This is a genomic window from Luteitalea sp. (assembly GCF_044337415.1).
In the GTDB taxonomy this organism is placed as follows: domain Bacteria; phylum Acidobacteriota; class Vicinamibacteria; order Vicinamibacterales; family Vicinamibacteraceae; genus Luteitalea.
Window position 1 is genome coordinate 31754 of record NZ_JBIINP010000027.1, and the last position, 11610, is coordinate 43363.

Here is an 11610-nt window from a genome sequence, read left to right on the forward strand (position 1 = left end):
CCTAGCGTAGCGTGAAGTCCGTCCAGCCCCGCGTCCAGTCCTGCTCCGGATCCGGACTCAGCGCGCCGATGAACGTCGTGACCTCGAAGAAGCCGTCGTTGGGTGGCGTCGCCGGGGCCAACTGGCCGCCTGCGAGCGAGCCGATCGTCGGACGGAAGTTGGGGTTGGTGAGGTTGAACGGGTCGATGAGACCCGGGTCGGCAATGCGCACCGTGGGGTGCGTCATGAAAGTGACCGAGGCCGGGCTGAACTGCGCGCCCGCGCGCGTGATGCCGTTGCCGAAGAAGATGCTGTTGCGGACGGTGAGCGCGCCTTCCTGGGCCTGCGCCGCCGCCGCCGTGCCGTTGATGTCGACGCCCCAGCTCTTGAAGCCCGTCACGACGGCGTTGCGGATGGTGGCCGCCGTGCCGCGGCGCAGGAGCATGCCGATGTTGCTCTCGTTGCCGAAGGTCGTCGTCGGGTCGCCCACGAGCGTCACGTTGTAGATCGTGGGGTTCGAGCGCGGCAGCAGGTTGTTGTTGACGTCGTTGTTGTCGGCCTCGAAGCCCATGTCGGCGTCGTCGCCGCGCTGCTGGATGACCACGTACTGCACGCGTCCGCTCCAGCCGAACGTCCAGTCCAGGCTGTCGTCACGGATGGCGTTGAGTACCAGGTGCTTGGCGTCGACCGTGCCGCCGAAGAACTCGACGCCGTCGTCGCGGTTCATCTTCACCTGCACGTAGTCGACGGTCGTGCCGCGGCCCACGCCCTGGAAGGCGATGCCGTTCAGCTCGTTGTCGGGGCTGAACTCGATGCCCGCGAACTCGACGCGCAGGTAGCGGAGGATGCCGCTGTTGTCGTTGGGATCGGTGCCGCCGTAGTCGCCCGTGTCGCCCTCGCCGACCGCGATGCCGCCAGGGACGTTCAGGGGCGCGCGCCCGTTGATGATGAGGCCACCCCAGTCACCGCGGTTGCGGTTGCCGATGGCCTGGTCCGAGGTCATGACCACGGGCTGGCTGGCGGTGCCGAGCGCGTTCAGCCGGCCGCCGGGGGAGACCACGAGGGTGCCGAGCGTGGCCAGTTCACCGGCCACCGTCGTCCCAGCCTGGATGTTCAGGACGCCGCCCGGGTCGATGAAGACCGCGCCGCGGAGCACGTAGTAGTGGTCGTTGGTCAGGTTCAGCGGGCTGGACAACCGGCCCTGGATGATCCGGATCGGCTTGTCGACGCCGGGGACGGTGTAGGCCGGTCCGATGACGGTGGTCTGGCCCACGAGGGTCGCGCGTTGGGTCGCCGCGAGCGCCGTGACGGCGAGCAGGAGGGCCGCGGTGCGGACGAAACGGTTCAGTGGCATGCGATTCATGACTAGAAGGCCGAGAAGCCGAAGTTGACCGAGAACGTGCGGCCGAGCTCGAAGTAGCGCTGGCGCAACTCGCCCTGGGTGAACTCGTAGGGGTCGTTCGTGAGGTTGTCGGCGCTGAGGCGGAGCGTCAGGCGCCGGAACAGGCGCTGCGAATACACCACGTCGAGCTGGTTACGGCCTTCCTGGATGATGTCGGGCAGGCCGTAGGCCCCCACGTCGGTGATGCGGTCGCCGACGAAGTTCCAGAGCACGCGGAAGGACGCCGACGAGCCGAAGCGCGTCTCGGCCATCACGTTGAACAGGTTGTTGGACTGGCCGGCGAGCGGGCGCTCGCTGGAGGTCTGCACCTGCGCCGCCGCCTGCGACAGCGTCACGCTCGAGTCGATGTACGAGTAGTTGGCGCCGACGAAGAACCAGTTGGTCAGGCGCTTGCGGGCCTCGAGCTCGATGCCGACGTTGCGGGCGCTCTCGGCGTTGGCGTACGAGGTGCGGATGTTGGCCGTCGGTTCGAGCACGCGCTCGATCGGGCTGTCGAAGTTCTTGTAGAAGAAGCTCACGGCCAGCACTTCCTCGGCGCGCGGGAAGATCTCGTAGCGCACGTCGAAGTTCTGGATGAGCGCCTGCTGCAGGTCGGGATTGCCGACGCTCGAGCGGCCGCCGACCACGTCGGTGAACTCGAACGGCGCCAGCTCGCGGAACTCCGGACGGTTGGCCGTCTGGCTGAACCCGACGCGCAGGTTCGAGGCCGGCGTCAGCGCCCAGACCATGTTGACCGACGGGAAGAGGTTGGTCTCGTCGAGGCGGGCCGTGATGACCTGCGGATCGAACGACAGGCTGAACAGGTCGCGCGTGTTGACTTCCTGCGTGAACTGCTCGACGCGCAGGCCGCCGATCAGGCGCAGGCGCGAGGACAGCGAGAGGTCCACCATGCCGTAGCCCGCCGCGACCTGCTGGGAGGCGTCGTAGAAGTCGGTCGTGCGCGTCTCTTCCTTCAACTCGAAGCCGTTCGGGCTGATGTTGGCCGGCGTGAGGAGCACCTCGGGCGCCGACGTGATCGGCAGGCCGGTCAGGTTGAGGGGCACCAGGCGGAAGCGACGCGACTGGAACTCGCGCTGCCGGTCGAGGTACGCACCGCCGAACTTCCAGAGAAGAGCCTTGCCCCCCGCCTGCTGGAGCACCGACCAGTTCACCTGTCCGTCGATGGTCTCGTCCTCGAGGTCGTTGAACATGCGGAAGCCGCTCTGCGAGAGGTCCGCGAACTCGTACGGGTTGGCCGGGTTGATGGCCTGGTAGATCGTCTCGCGCAGGTCCGGTTCGTTGCGCAGCCCCCGGCCGTAGCCGACGCGCCAGTCGATGTGGCTGTTGGAGAGGCCCGCGAAGAAGTGGTCACCCGTGAGGTTGTTGGTGGTGATGCGCTCCTCGGTCCAGAAGAGACGCTGGGCGCTCTGGTAGCGGGCGGCCTCGCCGTTGAAGCCGGTGTACCGTCGGGCCTCGTCCTCGCCGTTGTTGGTCAGGAAGTTGTCGAACGAGAGGCGATGCGTCGGCGTGAACTGGTAGGCGAGGTTGGCCACCACGCCCATCGTCGCGCGCTTGGTGGCGTACTCGAAGTCGTAGTCGACGAAGTTCTCCAGCTGGTCGTTCTGGCCGATCACGTAGGTGATCTGGTTGTCGGTGTAGTACTGCTCACGGTAGTTCTGGCTGTAGCTGGCCACCACGCCGAGCTTGCCGAACCGGTTGCCGAACACCGCACCGAAGCTCTGGTTCGGGTCGCCCGTCGAGGGCAGCACCGACCAGTTGTTCGAGAACGACTCGCCGAAGGTCTCGAGCTGCGCCTGCGTGAAGCCGACGTCCGGCGTGAAGCGGCCGGCGCCGCGGATCACGCGCGAACTGGGGATGATGGCCGGCAGGGCGCGGTCAGCCGTCCCGAAGCCCCACCAGTCGTTGCTGCCGCCGCGGTAGCTGAGGATGTCCTGGCCCGTCGTCTGGTCGTTGAACCCGAACCCGAGCGACAGGTCCAGGACCGGCCGCGACGGGAACTTCAGCGGCTCGATCTGGACCAGGCCGCCCGCGAACTCCGCGCTCTGATCGGGCGAGTACGTCTTGGCGACCTTGACGTTGTCGATGAGGCCGGCCGGGAAGAGGTCGAGCGAGACCACCCGCCGCTCCGGCTCGGTCGTGGGCAGCGACACGCCGCCCAGCGTCGTGCTGCTGTACCGCTCACCGAGGCCACGCACGAACACGTAGCCGTCGCCGACCACCGACAGGCCCGTGACGCGCGACAGGCCCGAGGCCGCGTTGCTGTCGTTGTTGGCCTTCATCTCGTCGGAGCCGATGTTGTCGGACACGACGGCCGAGTTCTTGCGCTCGAGGAGCTGCGCTTCGGCGGTCGACGAATTGGCGTCCGTGACGTCGGACGTGACGGTCACCTGCTCCGCGAAGCCCTCCATCGACAGGCCGACATCGGCAGTGATGGGCGAGCCCGGCTGCGCGTCGACGCGAACCGTGCGTGTCTGGTAGCCGCCCATCGACACCTTCAGCTCGTGGGGGCCGACCGGCAGGTCGATGACGTAGCGGCCGTCGACGTCCGTGTAGACGATGGTCTCACTGCCGACCAACTCCACCGGCACGCCGGGCAGCGGGATGGCGTTGCCCTGGTCGAGCACTCGGCCAGCCACGCGTACCCGGGACGCCGCAGACGCGCGGGAGGCGGGCACCGCCGCAGATCCCGTGGGTTGGGCAAGGCCGGTCGTGGGGAGCGTCGTGGCGAACAGCAGGGCCACGCCTGTGTAACGAAGCAATCTCATTGGGGTCCTCTATTGGGGGGCCCGTCCGCCCATACCTGACGCGGCATGCCCGCCATCAAGGCTAGGGACGGCTCGTCACCGGGTCACGACGGGTTGGTTTCCGGGAGGTTAAATGCCTGATCCCTGCGTGTTTCGCGTGTGATGTCGGTGTGGCGTCCGGCCCCACCAGCGAACGGTCGCTCTGGTACGATGCCGTCGCGCGTGTGCGGAATTGCGGGGATCTACCGCCAGGACGGCGGTCCGGTGGAGCAGGCATGGCTCGGCGCCATGGCGGACCGGTTGTGCCACCGCGGACCCGACGCCGACGGATTCCTGGCTGAGCCGGGGCTCGGCTTCGCCCACCGACGCCTCAGCGTCATCGACGTCTCCGACGCGGGGCGCCAGCCCATCGGCACCGAGGACGGCCGCTTCCAGGTCTGCTACAACGGCGAGATCTACAACTTCGACGACATCCGCCGCGACCTGCTGGCGCGTGGGCACGTGTTCGTGTCGCGCACCGACACGGAGGTGGTCGCGCACGCGTGGGAGGAGTGGGGGCCGGCCGCGCTGCCGCGTTTCAACGGCATGTTCGCGTTCGCGGTGTGGGACAGGCGCGAGCGACGGCTGTGGCTGGTCCGTGATCGGCTGGGCGTCAAGCCGCTCTACTACACACAGCAGGATGGCCGCCTGATCTTCGGCTCGGAGATCAAGGCGCTCCTGGCCGTGCCCGGCGTGCAGCGCTCGCTCGACCCGGCGGCGCTCGACGCGTTCCTGGCGCTGAACTACGTACCGGGGCCGCGCACCATCTGGCGCGAGGTCGCGCAACTCCCGCCGGGACACCTCCTGACGGCCGATGCCTCCGGCGTGCGCGTCGAGTCGTGGTGGGACGTGCACTTCGGTCGTGATCTGCGCACCGACCGCTCGGCCGCCATCGACGAGATTCGCGCGCTGTGCGACGACGCCGTGCGACTGCGGCTGGTGTCGGACGTGCCGCTCGGCGCGTTCCTCAGTGGCGGACTCGATTCATCGGCCGTCGTCCACTTCATGCGACCCCGGCACACCGGGCCGCTGCACACGTTCAGCGTCCGCTTCGAGGAGGGCTCGTTCGACGAGGGGCCCTACGCCGCGCTGGTCGCGAAGACCTACGACCTCACGCACCACGAGGTCGTGTGCCGGGCGTCGGATGTCGAGGGCTGCCTCGATCGGCTCGTGTGGCACGCCGATTCCCCGGTCGCCGACATCTCGATGGTGCCGATGTTCCGCCTGGCCGAGGAGACGCGCCGCCACGTGACCGTGGTGCTCTCGGGCGACGGCGGCGACGAGGTGTTCGGTGGCTACGCGGTGTACCACGCCGACCGCGCCGCGCACGTGTGGCGGGCGCTGCCACGTTGGTTCCGAGAGCGGCTCGTGCGGCCGATCGTGGAGGGACTCCCGGCCTCGACGAGCAAGATGAGCCTCGACTACGCGCTGCGGCAGTTCGTGGCGGGCGCCGGGGAAGCGCCCGAACAGGCGCACTACCACTGGCGGACGATCTGCACGCGCGACGAACGCGCGAGCCTGCTGCGGCCAGACGTGCGCGAGGCGGCGGCGCGCGAAGCCGCGCCCGAGGCGCCGTTCCTCGCCGCCTACCTCGCTTCAGGTGCGCCCGAGGTGATGGACCGGCTGTTCCACGTCGACGTCAAGACCTTCCTGGCCGACTCGATCCTCCCGAAGGTGGATCGCACGACGATGGCGTTCGGGCTCGAAGCGCGTGAGCCGTGGCTCGACTACCGCCTGGTGGAACTCGGCGCGCGCCTGCCGTGGCGGTGGAAGCTGCACGGTCGCGACACGAAGGTGATCTTCAAGGACGCGATGCGCGGCCTCGTGCCGGACCCGATCGTGCGGCGCACGAAGGCAGGATTCCACGCGCCGCTCGCGTCGTGGTTCCGCGGGCCGCTGCAGCCCTTGCTCCGCCACACGCTGTCTGCCGACGCCCTCGCGGCGATTCCTGAGCTCGATCCGGCCCGGGTACAGGCGATGATGGAGGCGCACGTCGCCGGTCGCGCCAACCACGCGTTCAAGCTGTGGGGCCTGGTCACGCTCGTGCGCTGGGCCCAGGCCTGGCGTCCCTGACCCTCATGCCCGAAGCCGTCTCGATCATCGTCCCGGTCTACAACGAGGAGGGCGCCATCGCGTCCACGCTCGCCGCGATCGACGCCACCATGCAGCCCACCGGGCGCAGGTACGAGGTGCTGGTCGTGGACGACGGGTCGGCCGACGGGACGCCGCTGGCGCTGGCGGCGACATCGGCCCGTGTGGTGCGTCACCGCGCCAATCGGGGCTATGGCGCCTCGTTGAAGACCGGCATCCGCGCCACCGCGCACCCGCTCATCGCCATCCTCGACGCCGACGGCACGTACCCGATCGCGCGGCTGCCGGAACTGCTCGCGCGCGCCGACGACGCGGACATGGTCGTCGGGGCACGCACTGGCGCCAGCGTGCACGTGCCGGCGCTGAGACGCCCGGTGAAATGGCTGCTCACGCGTGTCGCGAACCTGCTGAGCGGCCACCGCATTCCCGACCTCAACTCGGGCATGCGGGTCTTCCGTCGCGACCTCGCGGAGCGGTTCTTCGGGTTGTACCCGGAGGGGTTCTCGTTCACGTCCACGATCACGCTCGCCTCGCACATCAACGGCTATCGCGTGGAGTACGTGCCGATCGACTACTACCGTCGCACCGGCGCCTCGTCGATCCGGCCGGTGCGCGACACGCTGAACTTCTTACTGCTGATCGTCCGGATGGTGGTCACGTTCCGCCCGCTCAACGTGTTCCTGCCGACGGCGGCGGCGCTGCTGATGCTCGGTGCCGTCAAGGCGGCGCTCGATTTCTCCCGAACCGGGGCGTTCGGTGTCGGCGCCGCCATCCTCATCCTGACCGCGATTCAGATCGCGCTGATGGGCCTGCTGGCCGACCTGGTGACGCGGAGGACGAGCCTGTAGGCCGGACGAAGGCGACAGGCGACGGGCGGCAGGCAGACTGCAGCGGTCGCTGACCGTTGACCAAGGTCGACGGCTACGACTGGGGTGTGCGCGGGAGCGTGATCGTGAACACGGCGCCGCCTTCGGGACGGTTGGTCGCGCTCACCAACCCGCCGTGCAGTTCCACCAGGTGCCGCACGATCGACAGGCCCAGGCCGGTGCCGCCCGACTCGCGCGACCGTGCCTTGTCCACACGGTAGAACCGCTCGAAGATGCGCGGCAGCTCCGCCTCGGGGATGCCCTGGCCGGTGTCGGCGACCACCAGGCGCACGTGCTGGGCGTCGGCGCTCCCGGTGAGCTCGATGCGGCTGCCCTCGGGCGTGTAGGCACAGGCATTCTCCACGAGGTTGCGGAGCACGTCGTGCAGCTTCGCCGGGTCGCAGCGGAGGGTGAGGTCTGAGGGCGCGACCGCGATCGACACCGTCTGGTTCCGGCCGTCCGTCAGCGTCTGCAGGTCGCCCGAGACCGCCGAGAACAACCCTTCCACCGACACGTCGGCCAGGTCGAGGCGCTCCTGGCCGGCGTCGAGCCGTGCCAGGCGCAGCAGGTCCTTCACCAGGCGCTCCATGCGCCACGAGTGCCGCGCGATGATCTCGAGGAAGCGCGTCGACTGATCCGACAGCTCGGGGCCGTCGAGGAGGGCCTCGACGTAGCCGCGGATGGCCGTCAGCGGCGTCCGCAACTCGTGCGAGACGTTGGCCACGAAGTCGCGACGGATACGATCGGCACGTCGCAGGTCCGTGATGTCGTGCAGCACCAGCACGGCGCCGCGGCTGCCGGGCGTGATGGCCGGCGAGCAGCGGGCGACGAAGGTCTGCCCGTCGCGCCCGATCGACAGCTCGAGCCCGCCCGGTCGCTCCCCCTGCAACGCCTGGGTGATCTGCAACGCGATGTCGGGATGCCGGATCAGCTCCACGTACTTGCGGCCGATCGGCGAGGCCTCGAGGCGCAGCAACTGGCGGGCGGCCTCGTTGGCCAACTGCACCTGCCCCTGCTCGTTCACCACCAGCACGCCTTCGACCATGCCCGAGAGCACCGCTTCGAGGCGGGCGCGATCACGTGTGAGGTCGCCGAGCCTGATTTCGAGGGCGTTGGCGGCCGCGTTGACCGCGCGCGACACCCGCCCGAGCGCATCGCCGCGGGTCTCCGGCAGCGAGCGGTGGGGCTCGCCGTTGGCCAGCGCCCGGATGGAGGTGACCACGTCGCCGATGCGGTCGTCCACGATCGTCGATGCCGCCCAGCCGGTGATCATGGCCGACACGGCCGCCGTACCCACGCCGACCAGGGCGACGCGGAGCAGGAAGGCAGGTGTGGCCTCGAGCGGTTGCCCGGTGGTCCACGCGACGCCCAGCATGAACAGCGGCGTGAAGATCGCCGTCTGTAGCGCCGTGAGGAGGACGAAGGTGGGGATGCGCACGGGAGCCCGGTAGCTGTCGGACGCCTCGGGGGACGTCACGGTGGCGTCATGCGAGTGTACCGGGGGCGCGACGGGATCGGGTAGGGCAGGCACGTGCCCCAGAAGCATCCCGCGCCGGTACGACGATCGCGTGACGGGGGCGGGGGCGGCTCACGGCTCAAGTCTCAGGGCTCACGAGTGACGTCAATCCCGAGACCTGATGCCTGAGACCCGCACTGCGGCCGCGTGTGACTGGCCTATCGCAGCTTGTAGCCGAACTGCTTCACCGTCTCGATCGCGTCGGTGAGCAGCGGCAGCTTCTCGCGCAGGCGCCGGACGTGGACGTCCACGGTTCGCGACCCGCCGGTGTACTGGTAGCCCCACACGTCGGTCAGCATCAGGTCGCGGGACAGCACGCGCCCCCGGTGTTCGAGGAAGTACTGCAGGAGCAGGAACTCCTTCGCGGTGAGGCGGACGTCGCGGCCGTCGAGGGTCACCACGTGCTGCTCGAGGTCGACACGGAGGGCGCCGTACTCGAGCAGCCGCGCGGGCGCGGCCGCCCCCGCCGCCCCGACGGGCCCGCCCGGCGACAGTCCGCGCGTGGACCGGCGCAGCAGGGCGTTGACCCGAGCCACGACCTCCTTGGCGCTGAACGGCTTGGTGATGTAGTCGTCGGCGCCGAGTTCGAGGCCCACGATGCGGTCACTCTCCTCGGCGCGCGCCGTGACCATGATCACGGGCAGGTCGGCGAGCGCCGGCGTGGCGCGCACCTGTCGGCACACCTCGAGGCCGTCGATGCCGGGCAGCATGCGGTCCAGAATCGCCAGGTCGGCCGGCTGATCCCGCAGGCGGGCGAGCGCGTCGGTGCCCTGCGCGATGACGTCGACGGCATGGCCGCTGCGCTCGAGGAAGTGGCGCAGCAGTTCGGCGATGTCGGGGTCGTCCTCGACGACGAGGATGCGGCTCATGAGGGGAGCGGCTCCGGGCGTCCCTGTACGTGGCCCGACAGCCACTCGACGGGCGCTGCAGCCATCGCTGCCTGCAGGTCGGCGTCCGTCGCGTAGGCATGACGGGGGATGCGCCTGGCGGGCACACGCCACGGCACCACCGTACCGCCGAACGGGTCGGGGGTGAGCGTCAGGCTCAAGCCATCGGGGACGCCCTTGTAGTAATCGATCTCGAACGTGTCCTGCCACCCGTGGCAGAGCGCCAGCGAGAGCAGGTCGACCGCCCGGAGCGAAGCGTAGTCGCGCAGGAAGCCGTCGAATCCGCCCGCGGCTCCAGCCGCGAGGTCGGCCACGCGGCTGTCGCGCTCGCGGGCCATGGCGCGGAAGAAGTCGCGCCACTCCGGCTGCCCGTCGTACCGGGCGTAGGCGGTGAGCGCGTGATGCGCGACCAGCGCCGCCACATGCGGCGTGTCGCCCAGAGTCTGCATCGCGCGCGTCCATACCGCCTGCCGCCTGGCGACGGGCAGGTGGATGAAATCCCACGGGGCACCGGTCGCGGGATCGACCGTCGGGGCGTCGTCTTCCTCGCTCCAGCCGCAGTCGTGGGCCCGCGTGGCCGCGAGCAGGACGTCGCGGGTCGGCCGGTCGGGCACGCCGTCGCCCTGCCAGTGCGCGAGCAGGTCGGCGGCCATCGCGGCGTGGTCAGGCTGCCGGATCAAGAGCCAGCTGTCCCCGTCGGGTCGGACGATCACGGAGGCAGGGTAGCGCACATTGCGGCAATGCCGGGAATGCTGCGATGCCGGAATGCAGGAACCGGAAGGAGGGAAGGCCGAAGGGGAACGACAACGGCCGCCGGAGTCAGACTCCGGCGGCCGTCAGGCCTAACCCTGTCCGCGCGCGGAATGCCTTGGCGGCATTCCGGCATCGCGGCATTGCTCTATCTGCATTCCGGGAAGAGGAATGCCCCGGTGTTCGGGTTGCGCGCATCGCGGTAGCGCGCGCTCCTGCACATCTCGCCGAGCGTCCAGCGCCCGATGGTGCCGGCGTCGAACGTGGCCTGCGTCTGGTCGAGCCAGAACGGGGCTCCGCCGCTGCGCTGCGCCGGGTTGCAGTGGTTGGCGATGATGTCGACGATGAACACCTGCGTGCTGTTGCGCATGTCGCTGCCCTCGGGACCGTAGTAGTAGTTCACGATGTCCTCCGACAGCCCCTGGTTGCCACGCTTGATGTTCAGGCCCCAGCGGTTCGTGCCGGTGCGGATGCGGAGCTCGGCGACCACGTCCTCCATGAACTTCTCGTTGCCGCCGAAGGCGCGGCAGGAGTTGGCGATGTCGAACGGCTGGCGACGCGCCATGTCCGACACGACGTTCAGGAACGACGGCGTGATCTGGCACGGACGCCCGCCACCGGTGCAGTTGAAGCCCGAGTTCGGACGGAACGTGTTGATCGGCGCGCCCGTGGCCGCCCAGGGATTGAAGTACTCGAACGCCTGCGGCGCGGTGACCGTCTGGCCGTTGGTCTCGACGGTCACGTCCACCAGGCCCTGCGCGCCTGGCGGCGTCACGGCGCGGATGAGCGTGTCGGTCTCGACCTCGAACGAGGCTGCGGGCACGCCACCGAAGAGCACGCGGGTGCCGAGGTCGTGGTGGCCGAAGCCGGTGCCCTCGATCTCCACCACGGTGCCGCCGGTCGGCACGCCGCGGTTGGGCGTGAGCGTGAGGGTGGCGCCCGGCGGCGCGGGCGGGAGCGTCGCCGCCGTCAGAGCAAACCCGTCGGGCAGGGGCGTGCCGAGCGAGGCGTGACCGGCCGTGAAGCCGTTGCCCCAATAGACGACGCGCTCGGCCACGATGGGCTGGTCCGACGACAGGAACGTCGCGAACTTCTCGTTGGCGAGCTCGGGGTAGAGCAGCGGCCACACGGTGGCGCGTGAGCGGGCCGGCACGTTCACCGTCTTGGTCACGCCGGTGTTCGCACCCTCGGTGTAGAAGTACACGGTGACGACCGCGGGCGTGGTGCCGGGGTTGTAGATGGGGAAGAACGTGTTGAAGCGCCGCTTGTCGGTCTGCGACGCGTCCTGGTACATCAGGAAGCCGCCCTGCAGGCCCTCGGCAAAGCCCCACTTGCG

Annotated in this window: 8 protein-coding genes; 2 read left to right on the forward strand and 6 right to left on the reverse strand. The window is 69.4% G+C overall.

Annotated features, from left to right (window positions below; genetic code table 11):
* Position 1: 1 nt before the first annotated feature.
* Together ACIRDX_RS07190 and ACIRDX_RS07195 are read right to left on the reverse strand one after the other, a co-directional pair.
* Positions 2-1333 (reverse strand): T9SS C-terminal target domain-containing protein, encoded by a 1332-nt coding sequence (locus ACIRDX_RS07190; RefSeq protein ID WP_396624726.1) that lies wholly within the window; start codon positions 1331-1333, stop codon positions 2-4.
* 11 nt (positions 1334-1344) lie between these two features.
* Complete coding sequence (locus ACIRDX_RS07195) at positions 1345-4146, reverse strand: TonB-dependent receptor domain-containing protein (protein ID WP_396624727.1); 2802 nt, start codon at positions 4144-4146, stop codon at positions 1345-1347.
* Positions 4147-4347: 201 nt separating this feature from the next.
* Between ACIRDX_RS07195 and asnB the strand changes: the two genes are divergently transcribed.
* On the forward strand, positions 4348-6237 hold the full coding sequence (gene asnB / locus ACIRDX_RS07200; protein ID WP_396624728.1) for an asparagine synthase (glutamine-hydrolyzing): 1890 nt from the start codon (positions 4348-4350) through the stop codon (positions 6235-6237).
* Positions 6238-6242: 5 nt separating this feature from the next.
* The gene (locus tag ACIRDX_RS07205) at positions 6243-7103 is read left to right on the forward strand and encodes a glycosyltransferase family 2 protein (RefSeq protein WP_396624729.1); all 861 of its coding nucleotides are present in this window, start codon (positions 6243-6245) and stop codon (positions 7101-7103) included.
* A 73-nt stretch (positions 7104-7176) separates the two neighbouring features.
* Here the strand turns inward: ACIRDX_RS07205 and ACIRDX_RS07210 are convergent, their stop codons facing one another.
* From ACIRDX_RS07210 to ACIRDX_RS07225, 4 genes are all read right to left on the reverse strand, one after another.
* Positions 7177-8598: a sensor histidine kinase gene (locus tag ACIRDX_RS07210; RefSeq protein ID WP_396624730.1), complete on the reverse strand. Its 1422-nt coding sequence runs from the start codon at positions 8596-8598 to the stop codon at positions 7177-7179.
* Between the two features lie 197 nt (positions 8599-8795).
* Positions 8796-9506 (reverse strand): response regulator transcription factor, encoded by a 711-nt coding sequence (locus ACIRDX_RS07215; protein WP_396624731.1) that lies wholly within the window; start codon positions 9504-9506, stop codon positions 8796-8798.
* Positions 9503-10237, reverse strand: a complete 735-nt coding sequence (locus ACIRDX_RS07220; protein WP_396624732.1) for a DUF3891 family protein — start codon at positions 10235-10237, stop codon at positions 9503-9505. Before ACIRDX_RS07220 ends, ACIRDX_RS07215 begins: the two co-directional genes overlap by 4 nt.
* Positions 10238-10422: 185 nt before the next feature.
* The coding region (locus ACIRDX_RS07225) for an IPT/TIG domain-containing protein (RefSeq protein WP_396624733.1) at positions 10423-11610 on the reverse strand (1188 nt) is incomplete at its 5' end.

What these genes read in the sequence shown, in the direction of transcription:
- ACIRDX_RS07195 (WP_396624727.1), bottom strand. Translation starts at nt 4,146, where the DNA reads ATGAGATTGCTTCGTTACACAGGCGTGGCCCTGCTGTTCGCCACGACG.
- ACIRDX_RS07190 (WP_396624726.1), bottom strand. Translation starts at nt 1,333, where the DNA reads ATGCCACTGAACCGTTTCGTCCGCACCGCGGCCCTCCTGCTCGCCGTC.
- ACIRDX_RS07215 (WP_396624731.1), bottom strand. Translation starts at nt 9,506, where the DNA reads ATGAGCCGCATCCTCGTCGTCGAGGACGACCCCGACATCGCCGAACTG.
- ACIRDX_RS07205 (WP_396624729.1), top strand. Translation starts at nt 6,243, where the DNA reads ATGCCCGAAGCCGTCTCGATCATCGTCCCGGTCTACAACGAGGAGGGC.